Here is a 24,224-nt window from a genome sequence, read left to right as displayed (position 1 = left end):
GAACTCTCCGTCACAGGTTAGAATTCTGATACTAGCAAGCAGGAACCATAGGCATGACCAGCAAACCCACCTCTTCGCGCATCGTCCTTGCATCGCGTCCGTCCGGCAAGCCGGTTGCGGCAAACTTCCGGCTTGAGCGAGAGGAGGTTCGCGATCTCGCCGATGGCGAAGTTCTACTCCAGATCCTCTATCTTTCGCTTGACCCCTATATGCGCGGCCGCATGGACGATGCAAAATCCTATGCGAAGGCGGTCGAAATCGGTGGCGTCATGGAAGGCGGGACCGTTGCGCGCGTCGTCAGCAGTCGCGATGCGGCATTCAAGCCGGGCGACATAGTCCTCTCGCATTCCGGCTGGCAAACCCATGCGATCGCGGACGGCGCCACACTACGCAAACTCAATCCGGATGCAGCCCCTATCACCACCGCTCTCGGCATTCTTGGAATGCCGGGCTTCACCGCCTATGCGGGGCTTCGTAACATCGGCAAGCCCAAAGCTGGCGAAACGCTGGTGGTTGCAGCGGCAAGCGGCGCCGTTGGTTCCGCGGTCGGCCAGATCGCCAAGATCTTCGGCGCACGGGTCGTCGGGATCGCCGGCGGCGCAGACAAATGCGATTACATTCGCGGTGAGTTCGGCTTTGACGCTGCCATCGACCACCGCTCGAGCGATTTCGCCAGCCAGCTCGCAGCCGCCTGCCCGAATGGCATCGATATCTATTTCGAAAACGTCGGCGGTCATGTCTGGAATGCAGTCTTCCCGCTGCTGAACGACTTCGCACGCGTACCCGTTTGCGGATTGATCGCCCACTACAATGACGGGGCTGCGGCTTCCGAAGGGCATGATCAACTCCCCACCGTCATGCGCGCCGTTCTTCGCCAGAGCCTGACAATCAGGGGCTTCATACAGCGCGAATTCGTTGATCAGCGCCCCGACTTCTATCGAGAGGCGACGAAATGGATTTCCGAGGGCCGTCTTAGATACAAAGAGGATATCGTGGACGGACTTGAAAATGCGCCAGAAGCCTTCTTCGGCCTTCTGGAAGGAAAGAACTTTGGCAAGTTGATCGTGCGTATCGCTGAATAAGTTTGGCATTTGCCGTATCGTGGAAGCCGGCGTGGTCAATCGTTGCCAGCTTTCACGGCATTTCGATCCGAATAAACGCGATTTAGCGATCGCGCAGTGACAGGCCGCGCGCATCTGCGTTTCTCCGCAAGGCTGGGCAACCCAGTCCTGAGAGCTGCGCCTTTGGCGGGCGCCTACACAAAATTCTCCTTTTACTTCCTAAGGTTAGCGCTCGCCTCCTTCACCCGCCGGCGTTTAGCATAATTTTCTCCTCAGGGGCCGTCGTTCGGCACAAAACCTTCTAGATAAATCCTATAAATTTAGTAGTTTAAATAGAAAGTGAGGGATCATGGTTGTTGCAGCAGTGCATTTGGATACCGACGTTCTTGTCATCGGCGGCGGCCCGGCAGGATGCTGGGCTGCATGGAACGCGGTATCGAACGGCTCGAACGTCGTTCTGATCGAAAAAGGCTATGTCGGTACGAGCGGCGCGACCGCCGCCGGCAATACCACGACGATCTACACGAAGCGAGGTACATCCGAGCGAGCCGCCACCGTCGCCCAGCGGATTAGGCTCGGTCATGGTTTCTCCGAACCCGACCGCATCGAACGTGTTCTCGACCGCACCTTCGAGAACCTGAATTTACTTGCCGAATGGGGATACGACTTCCCTCAATATGAAGACGGACGGCCTTATCGGGGTATGCTGCGCGGACCGGACTATCTTCGTTTCATGCGCCAGAAGCTCATCAAGGCCGGCGTGAAGGTCATCGACCACTGTCCAGCGGAAGAGCTGCTGATGTCCGACGGGATCGTGGCCGGTGCACTTGCTCGATTTCGTCGCTCCGGAGAAACCTTGGAGATCAGGGCCGGAGCCATCGTTATCGCGACGGGCGGCTGTGCCTTCCTCAGCGGGGCGCTCGGCACCAACAATCTGACCGGCGACGGCTATCTGATGGCCGCAGAGGCAGGTGCTGTGCTGTCGGGAATGGAGTTTTCCGCCCAGTACGGCATCTCTCCGGCCTATTCCAGCGTGACGAAAGGCGTGGTCTATTTCTGGGGGACGTTCAGCGACGAGCAGGGAAATGTCCTTGGGTCGAGCGGCGACCGCCAGAGCGTCGTCGCGCGCGAACTCATCAATGGGCCTGTCTATGCCGTGCTCGACAAGGCCCCGCCCCGGCTCCAGGAGGGTTTTCGCCGCGGCCAGCCCAATATCTTCGTCCCGTTCGACAGAATGGGTATCGATCCGTTCACCGAACGGTTCCCCATTACCCTGCGTCACGAAGGAACCGTTCGCGGGACCGGCGGCCTTAAGATCAATGATCGGTCGTCGACGACGATTCCGGGCCTTTTCGCCGCCGGGGATGCGGCAAACCGGCAGGGAATGTCCGGCGCGACCTCGGGAGGTGGCGGGCCGAATTCCAGCTGGGCGATGGCGACGGGCTCCTGGGCCGGCGAAGACGCGGCGAGGTTCGCTCGCGCGCTGGGAAGAAACTGGCGAACAAGGCGCACTACCCGCGTCACCGATCCTGCCAAGGGGACCGCGTCGAACGACGCCTCGGATGTTCTGGCCGTGATCGAGGTGGCCAAACGCCATATTCTTCCTCTCGATGGCGGATTCTTCAGAACCCAGTCGACGCTGGAAGCGGCGTCGAAAGATCTGCGCGCGCTTTGGGACGATCGCAGCTGGCGCTCGGCTGGAAATGCCCGGGCACGAGAAGCCGAAGCGTTCATTGCCACCGCACGATGGTCGACCGAAAGCGCGCTTTTGCGCAAGGAAAGCCGCGGTCTTCAGCGACGACCGGACTTTCCGAGTGAAGACCCAACCCTGCTGCGCACGATCGAGACCGGCGGCACCGATGGCCTCTGGGCAGCCTTTCAGACCGACATCCAAGTAATGAGTGAAGCATCATGATCGAAATCGTGAGCGCAGACCGCTGCGTCAAATGTGATCTTTGCGTGGAGGCCTGCCCGGACAATGTGTTCGATGCGGTTGCCGACGGAGTGCCTGTCATCGCGCGCCAGGCAGATTGCCAGACATGCTTTCTCTGCGAGCTTTTCTGCCCGACCGATGCGCTTTACGTCTCCCCGCTTTCCGAAAGCATCGAAGGCGCAACGGAAGCGGATCTCGTGGCGCGCGGCGTCATGGGCAGCTTCCGCCGCGAGATGGGGTGGAAGAACGCAAAGCCACGCGGAACGGCTGGCGACATGAGTTACCGGATCTTCGAGGCCGGCACGATTATTCCCTAGAGCCGGACGATGCTAGGTCGAGGCGAAATAATATCAGAATCCACTATAGAATCAAATGCTTACAACATGATTTCGCCCGAAAACCGCTAACACTTTTGGGCATCATGCTCGAACTGGAGAAAACTATGCGCAGACTTTTTTCGTCCCTGTTGCTCGCAGCCGCGGTCGCTTGGAGCGCAGCGCCATCGCAAGCGGAGGATGCACCAGCCACCATTCGTTTCGGTGATGTAGGCTTTGGGTTCGGCACGCCGTTCGGCGTGGGCCTGCAGGCGATCGCCGATGCCAAGGGCTTTATCGCCGATGAATTCAAGGGCACGCCCACCAAGATCGAGTTCACCTATTTCACCGGCACCGGCCCGGCCATCAACGAAGCGCTCTCCAACGGGCAGCTCGATTTTGCCTCCTATGGCGCCGTGCCGAACATCATCGGCAAGGCGAATGGGCTGGACACCGTCATCCTCGCCTCCTATGGCGGCACCGCCATCTTCGGTGCGGCACGACCCGACCTCGACATCAAATCGATTGCGGATCTCAAGGGCAAGAAGGTCGCGATTCAGAAGGCCACCATCATTCATTGGGGGCTGATTACAGCGCTGAAGAATGCCGGGCTCTCCGAAAAGGACGTCACCATCGTCGACCTGAAGAATGCCGATCAGCTCGCGGCCATCGCGGCCAAGAGCGTCGATGCGGTGTTTGGAGCGGATTTCCTGCTTCCGCTTGAGGACAAGGGCGTCGCGAAGATCTTCTACAAGTCTTCCGATGCGGGTGTTGGCGGAGAAGGCTTTGGCGCATTTCTTGCAACCGACAAGTTTCGCAAGGCCTATCCTGAGGCCACACAGAAAGTCGTGACCGGCTTCGTCAAGGCGGCGCAGTGGCTTGCCGACGACAAGAACCGCGATGAGGCCTATCAGATCTGGTCGCGCGCCGGCACACCTATCGAAGTGCTCCGCAAATCCAACGCCGGAAGCCCGCTCCGACAGAAGTACAATCCGCGCCTCGATGATTTCTTCGTCGCTCGCTACCAGAGCGGCATTGCCTTCGACCGCGAGCAGAAGCTCATTCGCCGCGATATCGATCTCAAAACCTGGGTCGACCGCAGCTTCATCGACAATGCCGTCGCATCGCTCAAGCTCCAGGCTCTCTGGCCTGATCGCTCTGCCGCCGGCAGCCTCGAAAACTGACGGGAGCAGATCATGGCAACGTTCGAAGCACAGGATGATCTTTCCCTTTCGGGAAAGGCCTCGGACGTTCGGCCGGGACCATGGCGGCCGGATTGGCATCGAACGATAGCCACAGTATTGCTCGTTCTCACTGCTCCGGCGCTTGCCCTCTCTCTCTGGTGGATCAGCGCCGCGGAGGGATGGGTTTCGTTGCAAGTGTTGCCACCGCCGGATCTGGTGCTCCGAACATTTCTCGAGCTTTTGGCGAGCGGCGACATTCTCACGGCCGCCCTCATCAGCTTCCAACGCATCGCCGAAGGTTTCCTGATCGGAGCGTCGCTCGGCTTCCTTTTCGGCCTTCTTATTGGCCGATCCGCGACGGCCGATGCCTATTTCGGGCCATCCTTCCGGGCGCTGGCCGCCGTGCCGTCCCTCGGCTGGTTGCCGATCCTGATACTCCTGCTTGGAATAGAGGAAAGCCTGAAGATCGTCATTCTGGCGAAGGCCTGCTTCGTGCCCATGGCCATCAGCACGGCCGAGGGCGCTAGGAATATTCCGACGAGATTGAGCGAGGTTGCCGACGTACTCGGCCTTCGCGCCAGAACCCGCTTCTTCAAGCTGATAATGCCGGCAATGGCGCCATTCATCGCGAGCGGCGTGAGGCTTTCCCTCAGCCAGGCTTTCGTTTCCCTGATCGTCGTCGAAATGCTCGCGGGAACGGATGGCCTTGGCTACATGATGGTTTGGGGACGAACGCTGTTCCAGCTCGACATCGTAATTGTCGGCATGATCATCGTCGGCGCCGTCGGCTTCGGACTGGACCTGCTGCTGAAAATGGCTGAGACGGCCGTGCGCAACGGGAGTGCCGCCAATGTCTGAGAGCCTCAGGCTTCCGGCGTGGATCCCGCGCGGGGCTATCATTCCCCTGACGGCGGCTCTCATCTGGTGGGCATCGGCAGCGGCGGGCGTTCTGTCCGGTCCGATGGCCGTCACGCCTCTGCAGGTACTTGAAGTGCCGTTTCTGGATCCCTCGGGACGCGAACTCTGGCCCTCTCTTCTTGCAAGCCTGTTGCGTGTGCTGATCGGGAGCGTGACCGGCAGTACGATCGGCATCGTTCTCGGCTATCTCGCGGGAACATCCCGTGCCATAGCATTGAGCATATCACCGGGTATCCATACCGTCAGACAGGTCGCACTCTTCGCCTGGATCCCTCTATTAACGGCGTGGTTCGGCAATGGCGAAGGCACGAAGATCGTTTTTACGGTTCTCTCCACCTTCTTTCCACTTTTTCTTGCGACGGAGCAAGGCGTTCGCCAGGTTCCTCCGGCACTGATCGACGTCGCGAACGTCCTGAACCTGCGTCGCGGCACGCGCATCCGGCAGCTCTATTTCCCCGCCGCCCTCCCCAGCATCTATCTCGGCCTGCAGATCGCCATACTCTCAGCCTGGATCGGAACAATCGGTGCGGAATATGCCGTAGGGAACGGGCGTGGACTCGGCAGCTATCTCGCAAGCGCGCGCGACCAGTTCAGAATGGATATCGTTCTCGTTGGCGTCATCGCGCTCGCGGTCGGCGGCGTTCTGCTCACCTACTCCGTCCGTCTTGTTGCGGCATCCCTCTCTCCCTGGACGAAAGAACAGCGATGAATGCGCTATCGATTGAACATGTCAGCAAAGCCTATTCCCTTGATGGCGTTGCGCGGCCGGTCCTGAAGGACATCAATTTCACCGTGCGCCGCAACGAGATCGTCGCAATGGTCGGCGCATCGGGATGCGGCAAGTCAACCTTGCTGCGCCTCATCGTGGGCCTTGATAACGATTTTCGAGGATCGATCGTCTGCGATACGCAGGCGGCATCCCGAACCAAGGTCGGCATGGTATTCCAGGACCATCGCCTCTTTCCGTGGCTTACCGTTGAGGGAAATGTCGCCCTCGCCTTCGACAATAGCGATCTTACTGCCCGCCAGCGTCAGGAAAAAGCCAAGCATTATATCGAGCTGGTAGGGCTCGCCGAATTCTCGAAGGCCTATCCGCGCCAGTTGTCGGGAGGGATGGCACAGCGAGCAGCAATCGCACGCGCCCTTGCGCAGGAGCCCGATACTCTTCTGATGGACGAGCCTTTCGGCGCACTCGACTCAATCCTTCGGATGCGTCTTCAGGACGAATTACTGTCAATATGGGAAAGAAACCAAGTCTCGATCATCATCGTCACGCACGATGTCGAGGAAGCCCTTTATCTTGCCGATCATGTTATCGTCATGGAGCCCAATCCGGGTCGAATACGCGAGACCATCGACGTCGCGCTCCCGCGACCTCGGGATCGCAACGGCGTTCTGCTGGCAAATTTGAAGAAGCATTGCCTCAGCATACTTATGTGACTGCCCGGGAAGATGGGGCCTATCTTCTTACGATAAGGAGCGAAAGAACGATCCCGCAAAGCACGCCAATGAAACATATGGCGGGCGTGAGGCGGAAGATAATTGCGAGGATTTCTCTACGCCTGGAACCTACATCGAGTGTCTCGTCTGCGGCATCGTTCTCTCGGACATCGGCTTTCAAGCCGAGAGCGTGCCGCCCTTTTCCCGTCAACACGAAGCAAAGGCCGAATTGCCCATGGGCGTCGCCCGCGCGAATGAGCGAGGATTCAAGCGCATGCTTCAACAGCAGTCCGGTTTCAGCATCCGGGGTGCGATTGCCGGAGAACTCCAGCAGACCCTTGCGATGGATGGCGTCAAGGAATTCCAACATGTCCGAACCGGTTTCTGGTTTCATCTTCCTTCAGCCTGTCCTGAAAATGAGACGGATCCTTTCCGGCCGCTGTTTTGACGAAGCTGTGTGAAGATCGCGTCGAGGGCGCGTCAAGAATTTGTGCCGTCAGACGATGCCCTGCCGTATTCGCAGGAAAACTGCGAGGCGGACTTAGGTCCGGAATGCGTGAGGAAACGGGAAGATAGCGCGCACTCACGATCCGGGGAAAGAAATGCGCAAGCGCTCCGGGATTGTGCCGGTTTAATAACGCGGAACGGTGAAGCGGACGGTCGTCCCGCCGCCTTTGCGGCTTTCGATTGAGGCTTTTCCACCATGCGCCTCGGCGATTGCCTTGACGACGGAGAGACCGAGACCAGACCCTCCAGCCCTCCTGCTCCGCGCCTCGTCGGCTCTCCAGAAGCGCTCGAAGGCGTATTCCAACTCAAGGGGGGTCATTCCGGGGCCGCTGTCCGAAATCTGCAGGATTGCGAATCCGCCCTTCATGAAGGTCTTGACCTCCAGCCGCGACGCTGGTGCATAACGCGCCACATTGTCGATCAACGCGAGAACGACCTGCCGAAGCCGCGCCCGGTCCGCGATGATCGACGCGCTGCGCAAGTCCGTTACGATTTCGAGCCGCTGTGCCGACAGAGTCGGCCTCATCGTATCGACGGTATCGCCAACTTCGGCAGCCAAATCGAAACGCGACACCTGCAGCTCCATCCGGCCCGCATTCATCAGCGAAAGTGTCTTGAGATCGTCGACGATGCGAGTGAGGGAATCAATATGTTTGACCAGGCCGAGAAAAACATCCTGGCTTGGCTCAAAGACGCCGTCGGCAAGCCCCTGCATCCGCCCCCGAAGGATCGTCAGCGGCGTGCGAAGCTCATGGGCGATGGCGGAATTCGAGTATAGGAGCTCCTTTTCTGCCCTCTGGAGCTTCTCCGCCATCTGGTTGAAATCTTCGATCAGCCGATCCGCCTCACCGAATGTGCCCTGCCCCGTGGCGCGGCCGGTAAAATCTCCCTCGGCTATGGTCCGAGCCGTTTCCGCAACCGCGATGAGCGGCTTGACCAGCCGCCGGGCAAGCCGCCACCCGACATAGGCGCCCACCGCCTGGCCGATCGCCACATTGATAGCAAGAACGACGAAGTCGGTCGGCGCCCATTCCTCTGCCGTGGCGGGCCCAGGAAAGAGCCAATCCCAGACCCAACCGTAGATCAGGAAGCCGAAGAACATGACCGACAGGGATACGAACGCGACGATCGTCGTCGACCAGACGATCTGCCGATTGAGGCTGTTTTTAACCAAGGTCGCCAAGGCGGTAGCCTACTCCCCTGACCCCGTTGAGGAGGTTGCCGACGCCAACCGCATCCAGCTTCTTGCGAAGCTTGCTCATGTGGCTGTCCACCGTCCTGTCAAGCGCGTCACCTTCTGGAAGGCAGGCATCGATAATCTCACCTCTTTCGAAGGCCCGGTTCGGATAACCGGCCATGAATTCGAGAATCCGAAACTCGGTTCGGGTCAAGGGCAGAACAATCCGACCATCGCCGTTGTCGACCGACGCCACATGCGCAACAGGATCGATCGATAACCGTCCAACCCGCAGGACCTTGTTCGCCATGCCGCCGCTGACGGAGCGCCTGAGGATCGCGCGGGCTCGGGCGACGACCTCGGCCGGGTTGAATGGCTTCACCACATAGTCGTCGGCGCCTGCACGCAGGCCCTGCAGCCTGTCCACATCATCGGCAAGCGCGGTCACCATGATGACCGGCGTGGTGCCGCGCTTATGGATCGCAGCAAGGACCGCGTAACCATCGAGCTTGGGCAGCTTGACATCCAGCACGACCAGATCGGGCCTCAGACGCTGGTGATGGGAAAGCCCGATCTCGCCATCCGATGCAGTCAGAACGCGGAACCCCTCGCGTTCGAAATAGCGTTCGAGGATATCGGAAATTTCCGGTTCGTCCTCAATGATCAGTACAAGAGCGTTTTCCATTCGCACCTCCGGCCCCGAGAAAAGGCCCCGCGACGCTGGCCGTCAACATTCATTTCGCATCTCCACGAAACCTCCACATACACTCCATCGAACCGCAACGCTTCTCCTGTTTGGTGTCAGATAGAGCAATTCCCGGATAAGTGCGCGGCAGTTTTCCGCCCGGAATCGCACGAAGACAGTAGCCCGAGGCCGTCAGACGATCTTGAGAAATCGTCTGACGGCCTCGGTGTGAACCACAAGATTAGACACGAACGTTCGAAAATAAAATCGAAGCGGCGGGGTCACGTGACGCAATGTCCGGAAAATCCTCACCCTTCGGTCCAGACAGGAAACCATCAATGCTGATGAACAAGGGACTGCGCGGGCGAAAAGCACTGCTGACGGTAACGGCTATGCTCGCGCTGGTCGCAGGTCAAGTATGCTCCCAGGAACAAGCAAGCTCCCCGGAAGAAGGCCAGATGCCGACGCCTGCCGTGGGGTTCATTGAATTGAAGGCGCATCCCGTTCCCGTGATGAGCGAACTTCCAGGCCGTATCGCCGCGACCAGGGTTTCGGAAGTGCGGGCCAGAGTCTCGGGCATATTGCAGGAACGGGTTTTCGAACAGGGCAGCCTGGTGCAGAAGGGTGATGTCCTGTACCGGATCGATCCGCGCCTGTTCGAGGTTCGCGTCGCCAGCGCCGAAGCGGCGCTGAAAAAGGCAAAAGCGATTGAAGCCAATGCCAAGCAGCAGCTCGAGCGCCAGCGAACGCTCCGCGAGCGCAACGTCGTCAGCGCGGTGGACTACGATACTGCCGCTGTCAATCTCGATCAGGCCGATGCCGACGTCGCGTCCCAACAGGCCGTGCTTGACGAGGCCAAGATCAACCTCGGCTACACCGAGGTGCGGGCGCCGATTACCGGCGTCATCGGCGGCGCCCTTGCCACCGAGGGAACGTTGGTGACGGCCGACAGCACCTCCAATCTGGCGCTCATTCAACAGGTCGATCCCGTCTACGCCGACTTCACACAGTCGGCCCAGCAGCTTCTTGCGCTCAAGCAGGCGGTGAGCGAAGGCAAGCTCGACAGCCCGGCTCCCGGCCAAGCGCGTGTCGAACTCGTCTTCGACGGCGGCAAGGTCTATTCGCTGCCCGGCAAGCTGCTGTTCTCGAATGCGAACGTCGACCCGAACACTGGCCAGGTCACGCTTCGGGCAGAATTCCCGAACCCGAAGGGCGATCTGCTGCCTGGCATGTATGTTCGTGTACGCATCGAACAAGCGGTTCAGCAGGCAGGCCTCACCATCCCGCAACGCGCGGTCACCCGAACCTCGGAAGGCAAGCCCCAGGTGTACGTCCTCGCCGCCGACAGCACCGCGCAAGTACGCGACATCTCGCTCGGCAGTTCCCTCGGCTCCGAATGGGTCGTCCTGTCTGGATTGAAGGCGGGCGAGAAGGTGATTGCCGACGGCGTTCAGAAAGTCCAGCCCGGAGCAAAGGTAGACGCGGAGGCATGGAAGCCCGACGCCGCCGAACCCAGCACGTCCATACAGGCCACGAAGTAACAGAAACATGGCACAGCTATTCATCAAGCGGCCCGTCCTTGCATGGGTTTGCGCATTCTTCATCATGATTGCCGGGGTCATCACGATCCCCATGCTACCGGTCGCGCAGTATCCTAATGTGGCGCCGCCGCAGCTGTCGATTTCAGCCTCCTATCCCGGTGCCTCGCCCCAGGAGATCTACCAGGGCGTGACCCGGCAGATCGAAGAGGAATTGAACGGCGTGCACGGGCTGGTCGACTTTGAGTCGACATCCGACAATTCCGGCTCGGTCAGCATCAATGCGACCTTCACCACGGGGACCGATATCGGCAAAGCAACCGTCGACGTGCAGAATGCCGTCCGCCGCGTTGAATCTCGACTTCCGGCCGCGGTGCGTACACAGGGGATTTCGGTCGAGGAAGCCAGCTCCGGCTTCCTGCTGATCGCGGCTCTGACCTCCACCGACGGCACAATGGATGAGATTGCCCTTGGCGACTACATCAACAGAAACGTCCTCGGTGAACTCCGCCGACTGCCAGGCGTGGGACGTGCGCAGGTTTTTGCCTCGCAGCGCGCACTGCGCGTCTGGATCGATCCGGACAAGATGGTCGGACTGCATCTGACGAGCGCGGACATCAACGCCGCGATCGTAGCGCAGAACGCCCAGGTCGCGGCCGGTCAGATCGGCGCGACGCCGAACCCCATCAGCCAGGATCTGACAGCCAGCGTCATCGTCGAGGGTCAATTGAAGACGGCCGAGCAGTTCGGCGACATAATCCTGCGCGCCAACTCGGACGGCTCGACCGTGCGGCTACGCGACGTAGCCCGTATCGAGGACGGCGCGGAAAACTATTCGACGACAAGCCGCCTCAACGGCCAGCCAAGCGCTGGTCTTGCAATCCAGCTGACCTCGACAGGTAACGCCGTCGCCGTTTCCGCTGCAATCAAGACCAAGATGGACGAGCTGTCGAAGTTCTTCCCGAAGGGTGTCAAATACTCCATTCCCTATGACACGAGCCCCTTCGTCAAGGCTTCGATCGAAAAGGTCGTGCACACGCTGATCGAGGCTATCGCTCTCGTCTTCATCGTGATGTTCGTCTTCCTGCAGAACTTCCGCTACACCGTCATTCCGACACTCGTCGTGCCGGTGGCGCTGCTTGGAACCTGCGCGGTGATGTACGCGACAGGCTTCTCGATCAACGTGCTGACCATGTTTGCGATGGTGCTGGCAATCGGCATCCTCGTCGACGACGCTATCGTCGTGGTGGAAAATGTCGAGCGCATCATGGCCGAAGAGGGTCTTTCTCCGAAGGCCGCGACCCAGAAGGCGATGAGCCAGATTACCGGGGCGATCCTCGGCATCACGCTGGTGCTGTCCTGCGTCTTCATTCCCATGGCCTTCTTCCCAGGCGCGTCCGGCATCATCTATCGCCAATTCTCGCTGACCATGGTCGTGTCGATCCTCTTCTCGGCCTTCCTGGCGCTTTCGCTGACCCCAGCGCTGTGCGCCACGTTCCTGAAGCCCATCAAGCAGGGGCATCATGAGAAGAGCGGCCCTGGCGGCTGGTTTAACCGCAAGTTCAGCAGTCTCACCGCCGGCTATGCCCGGACGGCTACCGGAATGGCGCGTCGATCCGGCCGCATGATGGTGGTCTATCTGGCGCTCGTGCTCGGCCTCGGCTACCTCTTCGTCAACCTGCCCGGCTCGTTCGTACCGCAGGAGGACCAGGGTATTCTCATCGTCGATATCCAGGGACCGCCGGAAGCAAGCGCCAACCGCACGATCGCCTCGCTTAAGCAGGTGGAAGCCATATTCAAGGCTGAACCGGCCGTCAGGGACGTCTTCGCCGTTCAGGGCTTCAGCTTCTCGGGCAGCGGCGCGAATGCGGCAATGGCCTTCGTCACGCTCAAGGACTGGAGCGAGCGGCCAGCAGGCAGCTCGGCCGATGAAGTTGCCGCCCGCGTCAACCAGCAGCTCTCCACCTTGAAGGATGCAACCTCCTTCGCCCTGTCGCCACCCGCGATCGACGGCTTTGGCACGACGAGCGGTTTCTCGTTCAGGCTTCAGGATCGCGCAGGGCGCGGACAGGAAGCGCTCAAGAATGCCGCAGCCGAACTGATGGAGAAGGCAGGAAGGAGCCGCCTTCTTACCAATGTCCGCACCGAGGGCATGCCCGAAGCCGCACAGGTCATCCTTCTAATCGACCGCGAGAAGGCAAACACCTTTGGCGTCGGCTTTGCCGACATCAACGATATCGTCACGGCTAACCTCGGATCCTCCTACATCAACGACCATCCCAATGCAGGGCGGATGCAGCGGGTGATCGTCCAAGCCGATGGACGTAGCCGTATGCAGGTGGAGGACATGATGAAGCTGAACGTTCGCAATGCGAACGGCGGCATGGTTCCTCTGGCCTCCTTTGCAACCGCGACATGGCGCAAGGGCAACCCGCAGATCGTCGGCTATAACGGCTATGCCACGATCCGCATCACGGGCGAGGCGGCCGCAGGTCAGTCGTCAGGGGCGGCCATCGCAGAGATGGAGCGTCTGGCGGCGGAGCTTCCGAGTGGTTTCGGCTACGAGTGGTCGGGGCAATCGAGAGAAGAAATCGCCTCGGGCGCACAGGCGCCGATGCTGTTCGGCCTCTCGATCCTGTTCGTGTTCCTGTTGCTGGCAGGCCTGTATGAAAGCTGGTCCATCCCGCTTTCAGTCATGCTCGTAGTCCCGCTCGGCATCATCGGCTGCGTGTTGGCGATGATCCTGCGGGAAATGCCGAACGACCTCTATTTCAAGGTCGGCCTCATCGCGATCATCGGGCTTTCCGCCAAGAACGCAATTCTCATCGTGGAATTTGCCAAGGATTATTACGGGCAGGGCAAATCGCTGCTGGAATCGGCCATCGAGGCTGCGCGGGTCCGGTTCCGGCCGATCATCATGACATCACTCGCCTTCACTCTCGGCGTTGTTCCGCTGGCGATCGCCACCGGTCCGAGTGCCGCGAGCCAGAACGCGATCGGTACCGGTGTCCTCGGCGGCATGATCTCGGCCACCGTCCTTGCCGTCTTTTTCGTCCCGGCATTCTTCGTCTTCGTTCTCAAGATCTTGCGGACGAAAAGACCGGTCGAGGACCAGGTGGGAGAAGAAGCCTCCAAATCAACGACGACCGCCCATCTCTAACCGGATGGGCGGCTCGATCTCCATCCTCAAAGGAAACCGAAGTGCCAGTCAACGTCGCTCAATTCCATCCGCCATCGCCTATGCGGGCGTCTTTGCCAGTTGCTGTCATATCAGTACGGTTTCCCGCGCCTCGGACGAGCACGGCCTTAAGGCTTGCTCGTCCGACGGGGAGACGCGAGCGGCAATCGCACTAATACGATCTGCTTTTTGATGTTTCCGGTCGCTCCTTGTTAATTTTGCGAACGCTCGTACGTCAATTCCAAGTGAGAAAACGACCGTTCGAAACTATCTGCCCAGGTGCCTTAATGCATTCGAGTCGCTGGTTCATCCTCGTTGCCGTCATGATGGCATTCACACCCGTCGTGGTGGACATGACGATCCTCCATATCGCCATCCCTTCCCTGGCAGTCGCCTTGGGAGCCTCGGGAAATGAGGTCCTGTGGATCATCGACGTCTATCCCCTGGTCATGGCCGGCCTGCTCGTGCCGATGGGGACGCTGGCCGACAGGATCGGCTATCGCCGGATACTCCTGATCGGGCTTGGGGTGTTCGGAGCAGCCTCAATCGCCGCAGCGTTCTCCACATCGGCCCCGCTTCTGATTGTCGCGCGTGCGGCGCTCGGGATCGGCTCTTCGATGATCATGCCGTGCGTTCTCGCCCTGATCCGGCAGACCTTCGAAGACGACGCCGAACGGGCAACTGCGCTTGGGATCTGGAGCATCGTCAGCATGGCCGGCGCCGCGATTGGCCCTCTCGTCGGTGGGGTACTGCTGGAGCATTTCTGGTGGGGCTCGGTCTTCCTCGTCAACGTGCCTATCATGCTGATCGTAATTCCGGTCGTTTGGCGGCTCGTCCCACCGTCATCAGGCAATTCGCAAGCAACATGGAAACCCGGGCAGGCACTGATCCTGGTGGCAGGACTGATTCTCACGGTCTATGGCGTCAAATCCGGCTTCAAAGCAGGACTCAACGTCGAAACCGGGGCAACGCTCATCGTTGGCGTCGGCCTGCTTGCATGGTTTTCCCGCCTACAAATATCCTCCGAAAACCCGATGCTCGATCTGTCCTTGCTGACAAAACCCGCGATTGCCGTTGGGCTGATGATGGCGTTCGTGGCGAGCGGTTCGCTTGCCGGCTTCGAACTGGTGCTGGCACAGGAGCTTCAATTCGTTCTGGATAAGACACCGCTTCAAGCCGGAGTGTTCATGCTGCCCCTCGTCGTTGCCGCAGCAATCGGCGGACCGATAGGCGGCCAGCTCGCCAACCGATACGGCCTTCGGGCGGTCGCCTCATCGTCGATGGCGGCAGCGGCGCTCGCATTGTTTGCAATCTCGCTATCCGACCTTGTCGAAAAGGCCTATATCGTCGCGGTTCTTCTTGGCATCCTCGGCTTTGCGCTTGGTGTCGGGCTTCTGGCATCGTCCATCGCGATCATGGGAAGCGCACCCGCGGAAAAAGCCGGAGCCGCAGGCGCACTCGAAAGCACCGGATATGAGCTGGGCGGAGGATTGGGCATCACGATCTTCGGCGTTCTCGTAAACTCGATCTACCGCTCTGCCTTCTCCAATCCCGTCGCCGGCGACGGGATCTCCAATTCTATCAGCGAAGCGATGACGGTGGCTCGAGAACTCGGCGGGAGCGATGGCCTGGAAATCGCTGTGGCAGCCAAAGCCGCCTTCGCGGAAGCGCACGGTTCGGTCCTGGTGCTGGTGGCAGCGATGATCGCTTTGCTTTCCGCCTTGGTCTTCATCGCGCTTCGCAATGCGCCCAAGGCGGAGGCGCACTGAGCGCGACGCAAATCGGCAGAGCTAAGGGCTGACTTGCATCTGGATATCGAATGAATGAATTTCGGTAGGCCGTAACTTACTTACGGCCTACCGATCCGTTCCATTACCAGGCAAGCTTCGGAACTGCGTCCAGCAACATTCGTGTGTACGGCTGCTTCGGCTCAGCGAAGATATGCGAGACCGCACCTTCCTCGACGATCTTCCCGTGATGCATGACGACTACCCGGTCGCACAGATGTCGGACGACGGATAGATCATGGCTGATGAAAAGCAGCGTCAGATTGAGGCTGCGCTTCAACTCCAGAAGAAGATTGATGACCTGCGCCTGAATCGACACATCGAGCGATGCCACAGGCTCGTCGCAAACAATCAATTCCGGCCGCATGGCAAGCGCGCGCGCAATCGCGATGCGCTGCCTCTGTCCACCGGAAAACTGGTGCGGATAGCGGTCTGCCAGTGCCGGGTCGAAGGCGACAGCCTTGAGCCAGCGGTTGACGTAGCTGCGCGCGTCTTTCTTCGTGCAAAGCCTGTGCGCTATCGGACCGTCGGCAACCGATTGAAATATCGTGCGCCGGGGATCAAGCGATGCGAAGGGATCCTGGAAGATCATCTGCACCGAGGTCCCGATCTTGTTGTCGTTCTCCCGCACCTTGCGGCCATCGACGAGGACATTGCCCGAGGTCGGCGTGTAGATGCCGCAGATGATCCGTCCCAGCGTGGATTTGCCGGAACCGGATTCACCCACCAGCCCCAGCACCTCACCGCGTGCAATCGTCAGGCTTGCCGATTGCACGGCATGATTGACATGAGGCGGCTTGGCGATACCGAGGCGCTGCGCAAAACGGCCCGCCGACCCCACCGGCTTCTGGAACATCATGTCGACGTCTTTAACGCTGACAAATTCCGAGTTCGCTTCGATCGGCTTGTTCGGCTCCTCGCCCGAAACAGAAAATTGCTCGGCATTTTCCGTAGCGGACGAGGTCAGCAGCTCTCCAGGCCGTTTTCTCGAGGGCAAGGCATCAAGCAATCCTCGCGTATAGAGGTGTTTCGGCGATCCCAATACCTCCGGCACAGATCCCATCTCGACGATCTTGCCGAGCCGCATGACGGCAATCTTCTGCGATATCGATGCGACGGTCGCCAGATCATGGCTGATCCAGATCATCGAGATGCCGAGTTCGGCGACAAGCGCCTTCACTTCCTTCAGGATCTCGGCCTGAACGGACACGTCGAGCGCCGTCGTCGGCTCGTCCGCGATCACCAGCTTGGGCTTATGCAATAGAGCGATCGCGATTGCAACGCGCTGACGCATGCCGCCGGAAAACTGATGCGGATATTGATCGACCTTTTTCTCAGGCTCGACGATGCGCACCCGCGCCAGGGCATCTATCGCGCGGCGGCGAACCATGGCGTCGGACGCCTTTTCATGCGCTCTTATCGCCATCGCAATCTGGTCGATGACCTTCAGCACCGGGTTGAGGGTCATCATCGGGTCCTGAAAGACCATGGAGATTTCCCGGCCGCGAATGCTGCGCAGTTCACCCTCGGACAATCCGACCAGTTCGCGCCCCTCAAATCGGATCGAACTTCCTGGCTGAATACGCCCCGGCCTGTCGAGCAGCCCGATCAGCGAAAAACCCGTAATGGATTTGCCCGAACCGGATTCTCCGACCAACCCCAAAATCTGGCCCTTCTCGACATCGAACGAAATGCCATCGACGGATTTGACCGTGCCGCGTTCGGTTTCGAAATAGGTGCGAAGATTGTCGACTTGCAAAAGAGCGGTCATTTGCGCAACCTCGGATTCAATATGTCCCTGATCTGATCGCCCATGAGGTTGATCGCCATGATCAGAATAATCAGCGCGACGCCGGGATAGATGGAAATCCAGTAGCGTCCTGACAGAAGATACTGGAAGCCGTTGGCAATCAGCATGCCGAGCGAGGGCTCGGTCGGAGGCAAGCCGACACCGAGGAAGGAGAGCGTCGCCTCGAGCGAGATCGCCGATGCGACCTGAACGGTTGCGACTACGATCAGGGGCGGCAGCGAGTTGGGGAGAATATGTCGCGTCACGACGTGCCAGCCGCTCATCGGTATCGAAAGAGCGGCCTGCACATAGTCCTTTTGCCGTTCAGCCGACGCGGCACCATGAGCGGTTCTGACGAAGTATGCGTATTGTGCAAAGACGAGCGCCAGAATCAGCTGCGACTTTCCCTGCCCGAGCAGAGCGGCAACGACAAAGGCCAGAAGAATGGCAGGAAAGGAGAGCTGGATGTCGACAAGACGCATGATGAATGTCTCGGTGCGCCCACCGAGATAGGCAGCAAAACACCCGACGATTGCACCTAGGCTGAAGGCGATCGCGCCGGCGATTAGTCCCATCTCGAGAGAAATGCGCAGCCCGTAGATCATCGCGGAGAAAAGATCTCTGCCCTGACTGTCCGAGCCAAGCCAGTAGTGCATTCCATTCGCACCGACATAGCCAGGAGGTCTGCGCGCATCGCGTAGCACCAGAGACTTGAGATCATATGGATCCTGCGGCGTGATCCATGGTGCAAATATGGCCAGCAAAACGATGACGGCGACAACGATAAGGGCGACAACCGCGACCTTGTTCTTCGCAAAAGCGCGCCAGAACTCCATCATCGGCGAGACACGCCGTTGCGGAGTGCGAATACGATTGGAAGCCGACATCTCAACGACCTTTCTGACGCAGGCGCGGATCGAGGAGAGCATAGGCCAGATCGACGCAGAGATTGATGACGACGAACAAGACGGCAACCATCATCAAGTAGGCGACCATGACAGGCCGATCCAATGACGCAATGGAATCGACAATGAGCTTGCCGAGGCCTGGCCAGTTGAAGATGGTCTCCGTGACAAGCGCGAATGCTAACGTGGAGCCAAGCTCAAGCCCAAACACCGTCACGAGTGGAATAGAGATCAGCTTCAGTACATGCTTGCGAAGAATCGTACCTTCCGGAATGCCGGCGGCGCGGGCAAACTTGATCGTGTCGGTGGTCATGACTTCACGCGTACCCGCTGCTGCCAATCGGCACATCATGGCCATTTTGAACAAAGCGAGATTGAGAACGGGCAAGGCGAGATGCGTCCATCCGTCGCCGGTCAGGAACGAGAATGGAACGCCGAAAAGATCGACGGTCGCCCCTCGTCCACCTGCCGGCAGAATACCCAGCTGCACGGCAAAAACCATGATGAGCATAAGTCCGATCCAAAAGGTCGGTACGGAAAATCCGAGGATCGAGCCAGCCAGGATCAGCTTCGGCAGGAAGCCATCGGGCCGATAGCCCGCATAGACGCCGAGCGGCACGCCGATCACCGAGGCCAGCAAAACCGCAATGACGGCAAGCTCCAGCGTTGCCGGCAAGCGCTGCGCAATCAGCTCAACGACCGGCATATTGAACACGAACGATCTGCCGAAGTCGCCACTGACCGTTTTAAGGACAAAATCGATATACTGCTTCCAGAGAGGCTGATTGAGCCCGTATTCCTCGATGACCCGCTGGCGAATTTCCTGCGTAACGTCAGGAGATATGAGCACGTCGATCGGGTTACCGATGACGTAGACACCGATGAAGACGAGAATGGACATGACGATCAGGACCACGAGCGCCTGTCCAGATCTGCGAAAAATGAATGAAGCCATGTGCTTCTCTCTGGATGCGTCCCCTGCAATTGCGCAAGGGACCCTGCGTTAAAACGATAGGTCCGGCGTCTCAGTGCCAGTCATGCTCGATTTCATGCCGCGTCTCTTCGACGGCGACCTTCCAGATTTCCATCATGTCCTGATCTGGCCGCTGGAATACGCCGTGGTAATTGCCTTCGGCGATGCGCTCGCGCTTGCGTCCCGCGTCGACACGCGCCGCCGCTGCAAAATCGATGCGATCCTTCTTGAAGTTCGGAACCGGCGCGCCTTCCAGGCGCGTCCATGGAAAGTTTTCCATCCAGCTTGCATGGCTGGCGGCCGAATCGATTTCCAGCACCTTTGCCATGGTCTTCGGAGCACGCCACCAGTCATGGAGTTTGACTGAGGTATCGCGATGGCTGTTCATCCATTCCGACAAAAGCGGGTTGATCGGCGTATTGCCGCCATGGCCGTTGACGATGAGAACACGCCGGAAACCGGAATGATAGACACTGTCGAGTATGTCCTCGATGACGTTGATATAGGTACGAAGCGAAAGCGTTACCGTACCTGGAAAATCTGCAAAGCCGGACGCCATGCCATAGGGCAGGCATGGGAAGACGGGAACGCCTGTCGGCTCCGCCGCGTCAACCGAAACACGCTCGGCCAGGATCATATCGGTCGCAAGGCTCAGATAGGCGTGCTGCTCAACCGACCCGATTGGTATGATGCAACGATCGTCTTCCTTCACACGGGCCTCGACCTGCGACCAATGCATGTCCTGAATGCGCATTTTCGTCTCCTGCAATGATGGGGGATCAGCCGGTTGAACGCACTAACCCCTCACGAAGAGCCCAGTGCGACGAGCATCTCCGCATTTTATTTGTTTTGTAATTCGGTTCCATTAGGAACAAAAAAATGGAGTTGACGCAACAAATTTTTTAAATATCGTCCCAAATAGTACTAATTGGAAAATCTGATCGGGTTTTGTCGATGGACGAACTGTTGCGCACTGCCCTATATGAAGGGAGAGCCGGGAGAGAGGAGCCGGGGCTTTCGAGCCTCTCGGAAGACGATCCGCTCTACCCTAAACTTTGGCGGAACCCCTGTTGGTTTTCCTTCCGTCTTAACTACCTGGCATTGCAGTTCAACAATCCGGTCTATGGGTTGATCCAGCAGCAGCTGGGCCTGCTTCGACCCGAATTCGTGGTGCTCTGGTCCCTCTATCTGAGTGATGAGCTCACCTTGACCGAGGTCGTCCGCTCCTCGGGCTTTCCGAAAAACACTCTGAGCCGCGCCGTCACAAAACTGGACACGCTCGGCATGATCAGCCGCGAGCTCGACCGGATCGATCAGCGGCGCGTCGCACTCAAGTTGACGGAAAAAGGTCGCGTCGCGGTCGAGGCCGTCGAGGAGAAGATGATGAGCTACGAGCGGACGATGCTCGAATGCCTCTCGCCCGCCGAACGCCTGAACCTCTCCGAAATCCTGACCAAGCTTGTGGTGGCTTCCGAAAGCTGGCCGCAGCAGCTGGTCCCTGACCTTGAGCCCGAAGGGGATGGAGACGAGGTCTCCTGACGGCGGGCACAAACAACCGGCGGCAAGCCGTTCTTGCCCATGAGAAAGAGATAAGGGAACACATGACAATACGCTCCGTCTTCAAGGCCGCATTGCTGGCCACCACCATCATGATGCCGCTGTCGGTGATGGCTGCAGATCTCGTCATCGCCACCAAATCCGGCCCGGCCTCGATGGATCCGCATTTCACGGCAACCTCCGCCAATGCCGAGGCCACCAAGCATGTATTCGATACCTTGCTGAAGTCCGGTAACAAGCTTGAGGTCGAACCTTCCCTCGCCGTGAGCTGGAAGCCGGTCGACGACACCACCTGGGAATTCAAGCTGCGCGAAGGCGTGAAGTTCCACGATGGATCCGACTTCACCGCCGAGGACGTGAAGTTCTCGATCGAGCGTATTCCGAACGTCACCGGTCCAAACCCGTCGACGATCTATGTCCGCAGGGTGAAGAGCGTGGAAGTCGTCGATCCGCACACCGTTCGCGTCAAGACCCTTGCGCCCGCGCCGACCCTTCCCAATGATTTCGTTCGTCTGTTCATCGTGTCTCACAAGGCAGCAGCTGCCTATTCGACCAAGGAGACGGCGGCGGATGGCTTCAACTCAGGCAAGGCAACGATCGGCACTGGCCCGTACAAGTTCGTAAAATGGGCACCGACGCAGGATCTCGTCCTTGAGAAGTTCGACGGCTACTGGGGCGGCGCACAGCCTTGGGATCATGTCATCCGCAAGGAAATCCCGAATGACGCGGCCCGAGTCGCACAGTTGAAGGCCGGCCAGGTCGACCTGATTTCGAAAGTCCCGTCGACGGATCTTGCCGCTCTGGAATCCGATTCCAAGCTCACGGTAGTCAAGGACGAGTCGGTCTACATCCCCTATCTCGAGTTCGACTTCCGCAAGGACACTCCGATGGTCTGGGACAAATCCGGAAAGAAGCTGGATAAGAACCCCTTCCTCGATCCGCGCGTGCGCGAAGCGTTCGACCTTGCCGTCGATCGCCAGACAATCACCGAAGTCGCACTTGAGGACATGGGCAAGGTTCCCACGCAAATGGTGGCCTCGAACATCTTCGGTTACAACAAGGATATTACGCCCAGCCCATTCGACGTGGCGAAGGCAACCAAGTTGATGGCCGATGCCGGCTATCCGAACGGCTTCAAGGTGTCGCTGAACTACGCAAACGACCGCTTGCCGACGGAACTTGGACCGACCGTCGCTCAGTTGCTTGCTGCGATCAATGTCCAGGTCGACGTTAACGGCGTTCCAGCAGCCGTGTTCAACCCCGCCAAGACCCGCGGCGAGTATTCGCTGTACATGGCTTCCTGGGGTACGCTGACCGGCGAAGCCAACTACATGCTGTCGTCTTTGATGCACACCAACGATAGCGCCAAGTCGCTCGGCGCGTTCAACACGCGCGGATACTCCAACCCGCAGATGGACAAGCTGATCGAGGATGCCGCAAGCGAGATGGACGAGACCAAGCGTCGCGATCTCCTCGAAAAGGCAAACCTTCTCGTTTCCACCGACAGGCCGGATCTTCCGCTTGCCGTGAACGTATCGGCATGGGGCGTCAAGAAGGACAAGATCTCCTACGCGCCGCGCTCCGACGAGGACACGTTGGCGATGGACGTCAAGCCGAAGTGATATATTGTGGACCCCGGGGTGGTTTTGCCGCCGGGGTCCGCCCTTTCATTCGATGCATTCCGCGGCAGCCTGATGTCTTGGTTGGCGCGCATCTGCACAAGGGATGGAGGCTGACGGTTTGGCTCAGGCGTCTTTCCAGGTGGAAAACGTCGCCGCCTGCCCGCGGCGATTTCCATCATTGTCAATGAGCTGCCAGACAATACCGTCTTCGATCCAGAATCGTCGCCCGGATTTTGCGATTCTCAATCCACGATAGTCGGAAATGAAGCCGTTGCTGCTGACGGCATCCAGCAGTCGCTGGCGCTCCGCGCGATTGGGAAGCTCAGCCGACAGTCGCGAGGGCAAGGTGACGAACTCGTCCCAAGGGTATTCAAAGCAATTCTGGGCCGCCTTGTTGGCAAAGACAAAGCGCGGATCAGGGTCGGTATTGTGGGCCACGACCACAAAGGGGGCTTTGTGATAGAGCCAGTCCGGCCCTTGCCCTTCGGCGACAAGCGAAGTTCCGACGATCCGGCGAAAGCTGCCGGTCAATAGGTCGAAAAACGCCGGATCGACCGCCAGATCCCCAGCGTTGTTCTCAGTGTCGCTAGCCATTCACGCCCTTCCCATTCATTTGATATCGTCAGATGCGGCGTTCATCAGCCGCTTGCACAAACCGATGTGCGATAAAATGCCCTGCAGCCGCACGGGGCCGTCGCCAAGCAGCTCCATAGCAGATACTCATGTCATCCACTTCCGATGTTCGGCGAAGCGTTCCACAAGTAGGTCGATAAACAGCCGCACCTTGGTCGGCAGATGGCTGCGGTTCGGATAAATCGCGCTGATGATGAACTCCACTGCCCGATAGTCTGGCATCACGCGTACGAGCCGACCGGCAGCGACGTCTTCAAAGACGATGAAGCTCGGAGCCAGGAAGATGCCTTGGCCGCTCGCCAGCAGAAATCGCAGCGTTTCAGCGCTGTTGGAGACGACATTACCGGAAATCTTGACGCCCGTCTGATTACCGTCGGCATCTTCGAAGCGCCATTCGTCGCCATAGGGATAATAGGCATACTGCAGGCAATTATGCTCAGCCAGATCGGCGGGCACCTTTGGCATGGAATGCGTGTCGCGATATTCGGGTGAACAAACCAGCATATGTCGCCACGGCGTGAGCTTGCGCGCAACCAGCGTCGATTCCTGCGTGGGCAAGGTGCGGATCATCAGATCATAGCCCTCCTCGATCATGTCGATCGCGCGCTCACCGACGCTGAAATCCAGAGAAATTGCCGGATATTGCGTCATGAACTCGTTGACGACGGGAAGCAGAAAGCGAACGATGGCGCCGCTGGTGTAGATTTTCAAAGTGCCGCGCGGCGTGGTATTGAGCGCGCCTGCTGTCCGGTCGATCTCTTCAAGGTCTGCGAGGATTTGTGAGGAACGCTCGTAGTAATATTTCCCGGTTTCCGTCAGACTGACCTTGCGCGTCGTGCGGTTCAAAAGCCGCACGCCGAGGCGATCTTCCAGCGATTGCACGTGATTGCCCACCATGGTGACGGACATATTGAGCCGGCGGGCGGCGGCGGAGAAACCGCCACACTCCACCACCCGGCCAAAGACTGTAAGGCTGGTCAGCCGATCCATTTGTTCCTCGGATTATCCACTCTGAATTGATGA

The 24,224-nt window shown here is 59.0% G+C and carries 21 protein-coding genes; 12 read left to right on the top strand and 9 right to left on the bottom strand.

Features of this window, described 5'->3' with window-relative positions:
- Positions 1 to 53 precede the first annotated feature (53 nt).
- From GGD46_RS10270 to GGD46_RS10240, 7 genes are all read left to right on the top strand, one after another.
- Entirely contained in the window at positions 54 to 1,082 is a 1,029-nt protein-coding gene (locus GGD46_RS10270) for an NADP-dependent oxidoreductase (RefSeq protein ID WP_184703640.1), read from the top strand.
- A gap of 328 nt (positions 1,083 to 1,410) precedes the next feature.
- Positions 1,411 to 2,976 (top strand): FAD-dependent oxidoreductase, encoded by a 1,566-nt coding sequence (locus GGD46_RS10265; RefSeq protein WP_184703639.1) that lies wholly within the window; start codon positions 1,411 to 1,413, stop codon positions 2,974 to 2,976.
- Entirely contained in the window at positions 2,973 to 3,311 is a 339-nt protein-coding gene (locus tag GGD46_RS10260) for a ferredoxin family protein (protein WP_184703638.1), read from the top strand. The genes GGD46_RS10265 and GGD46_RS10260 overlap by 4 nt, the downstream gene beginning before the upstream one ends.
- Positions 3,312 to 3,436: 125 nt before the next feature.
- Positions 3,437 to 4,492: an ABC transporter substrate-binding protein gene (locus GGD46_RS10255; RefSeq protein ID WP_184703637.1), complete on the top strand. Its 1,056-nt coding sequence runs from the start codon at positions 3,437 to 3,439 to the stop codon at positions 4,490 to 4,492.
- Positions 4,493 to 4,504: 12 nt separating this feature from the next.
- Positions 4,505 to 5,350, top strand: coding sequence for an ABC transporter permease (locus GGD46_RS10250; RefSeq protein WP_184703636.1), 846 nt, complete (start codon positions 4,505 to 4,507; stop codon positions 5,348 to 5,350).
- A complete protein-coding gene (locus GGD46_RS10245) occupies positions 5,343 to 6,119 on the top strand; it encodes an ABC transporter permease (RefSeq protein ID WP_246806260.1) in 777 nt (258 codons plus the stop codon). The genes GGD46_RS10250 and GGD46_RS10245 overlap by 8 nt, the downstream gene beginning before the upstream one ends.
- Positions 6,116 to 6,850: an ABC transporter ATP-binding protein gene (locus tag GGD46_RS10240; RefSeq protein WP_184703635.1), complete on the top strand. Its 735-nt coding sequence runs from the start codon at positions 6,116 to 6,118 to the stop codon at positions 6,848 to 6,850. Before GGD46_RS10245 ends, GGD46_RS10240 begins: the two co-directional genes overlap by 4 nt.
- Before the next feature lie 19 nt (positions 6,851 to 6,869).
- Here GGD46_RS10240 and GGD46_RS10235 read toward each other — a convergent pair whose 3' ends face one another.
- From GGD46_RS10235 to GGD46_RS10225, 3 genes are all read right to left on the bottom strand, one after another.
- Positions 6,870 to 7,244, bottom strand: coding sequence for a hypothetical protein (locus tag GGD46_RS10235; RefSeq protein WP_184703634.1), 375 nt, complete (start codon positions 7,242 to 7,244; stop codon positions 6,870 to 6,872).
- Positions 7,245 to 7,481: 237 nt separating this feature from the next.
- The gene (locus GGD46_RS10230; protein WP_184703633.1) at positions 7,482 to 8,540 is read right to left on the bottom strand and encodes a HAMP domain-containing sensor histidine kinase; all 1,059 of its coding nucleotides are present in this window, start codon (positions 8,538 to 8,540) and stop codon (positions 7,482 to 7,484) included.
- The gene (locus GGD46_RS10225; RefSeq protein ID WP_184703632.1) at positions 8,524 to 9,219 is read right to left on the bottom strand and encodes a response regulator; all 696 of its coding nucleotides are present in this window, start codon (positions 9,217 to 9,219) and stop codon (positions 8,524 to 8,526) included. Before GGD46_RS10225 ends, GGD46_RS10230 begins: the two co-directional genes overlap by 17 nt.
- 338 nt (positions 9,220 to 9,557) lie before the next feature.
- On the opposite strand from GGD46_RS10225, the gene GGD46_RS10220 reads away from it, so the two are divergent.
- From GGD46_RS10220 to GGD46_RS10210, 3 genes are all read left to right on the top strand, one after another.
- Positions 9,558 to 10,760 carry an efflux RND transporter periplasmic adaptor subunit gene (locus tag GGD46_RS10220; protein ID WP_184703631.1) on the top strand — a complete coding sequence of 401 codons (1,203 nt, stop codon included), beginning with the start codon at positions 9,558 to 9,560 and terminating at the stop codon, positions 10,758 to 10,760.
- Positions 10,761 to 10,767: 7 nt separating this feature from the next.
- The gene (locus GGD46_RS10215; protein ID WP_184703630.1) at positions 10,768 to 13,917 is read left to right on the top strand and encodes an efflux RND transporter permease subunit; all 3,150 of its coding nucleotides are present in this window, start codon (positions 10,768 to 10,770) and stop codon (positions 13,915 to 13,917) included.
- Positions 13,918 to 14,222: 305 nt separating this feature from the next.
- Complete coding sequence (locus GGD46_RS10210; RefSeq protein WP_184703629.1) at positions 14,223 to 15,704, top strand: MFS transporter; 1,482 nt, start codon at positions 14,223 to 14,225, stop codon at positions 15,702 to 15,704.
- A 103-nt stretch (positions 15,705 to 15,807) separates the two neighbouring features.
- On the opposite strand, the gene GGD46_RS10205 is transcribed toward GGD46_RS10210, so the two are convergent.
- From GGD46_RS10205 to GGD46_RS10190, 4 genes are all read right to left on the bottom strand, one after another.
- Positions 15,808 to 17,493 carry an ABC transporter ATP-binding protein gene (locus GGD46_RS10205; RefSeq protein ID WP_184703628.1) on the bottom strand — a complete coding sequence of 562 codons (1,686 nt, stop codon included), beginning with the start codon at positions 17,491 to 17,493 and terminating at the stop codon, positions 15,808 to 15,810.
- A complete protein-coding gene (locus GGD46_RS10200; RefSeq protein ID WP_246806259.1) occupies positions 17,490 to 18,398 on the bottom strand; it encodes an ABC transporter permease in 909 nt (302 codons plus the stop codon). Before GGD46_RS10200 ends, GGD46_RS10205 begins: the two co-directional genes overlap by 4 nt.
- Position 18,399: 1 nt before the next feature.
- Positions 18,400 to 19,371, bottom strand: a complete 972-nt coding sequence (locus GGD46_RS10195; RefSeq protein WP_184703627.1) for an ABC transporter permease — start codon at positions 19,369 to 19,371, stop codon at positions 18,400 to 18,402.
- 70 nt (positions 19,372 to 19,441) lie between these two features.
- Complete coding sequence (locus tag GGD46_RS10190; protein ID WP_184703626.1) at positions 19,442 to 20,143, bottom strand: creatininase family protein; 702 nt, start codon at positions 20,141 to 20,143, stop codon at positions 19,442 to 19,444.
- A gap of 212 nt (positions 20,144 to 20,355) precedes the next feature.
- Here GGD46_RS10190 and GGD46_RS10185 point away from each other — a divergent pair, with 212 nt between their 5' ends.
- Both GGD46_RS10185 and GGD46_RS10180 read left to right on the top strand, forming a co-directional pair.
- Positions 20,356 to 20,928 carry a MarR family winged helix-turn-helix transcriptional regulator gene (locus GGD46_RS10185; RefSeq protein ID WP_210325511.1) on the top strand — a complete coding sequence of 191 codons (573 nt, stop codon included), beginning with the start codon at positions 20,356 to 20,358 and terminating at the stop codon, positions 20,926 to 20,928.
- A 62-nt stretch (positions 20,929 to 20,990) separates the two neighbouring features.
- A complete protein-coding gene (locus GGD46_RS10180; protein WP_184703624.1) occupies positions 20,991 to 22,568 on the top strand; it encodes an ABC transporter substrate-binding protein in 1,578 nt (525 codons plus the stop codon).
- A gap of 123 nt (positions 22,569 to 22,691) precedes the next feature.
- Here the strand turns inward: GGD46_RS10180 and GGD46_RS10175 are convergent, their stop codons facing one another.
- Positions 22,692 to 23,162 (bottom strand): MEKHLA domain-containing protein, encoded by a 471-nt coding sequence (locus GGD46_RS10175; RefSeq protein ID WP_184703623.1) that lies wholly within the window; start codon positions 23,160 to 23,162, stop codon positions 22,692 to 22,694.
- 126 nt (positions 23,163 to 23,288) lie between these two features.
- Positions 23,289 to 24,191, bottom strand: a complete 903-nt coding sequence (locus tag GGD46_RS10170; protein ID WP_184703622.1) for a LysR family transcriptional regulator — start codon at positions 24,189 to 24,191, stop codon at positions 23,289 to 23,291.
- Positions 24,192 to 24,224: the final 33 nt, after the last annotated feature.

The sequence above is a fragment of the Martinezella lusitana genome, assembly GCF_014207095.1.
Classification (GTDB): Bacteria; Pseudomonadota; Alphaproteobacteria; order Rhizobiales; family Rhizobiaceae; genus Rhizobium; species Rhizobium lusitanum_B.
This window is presented reverse-complemented; position numbering and strand designations above follow the sequence as displayed.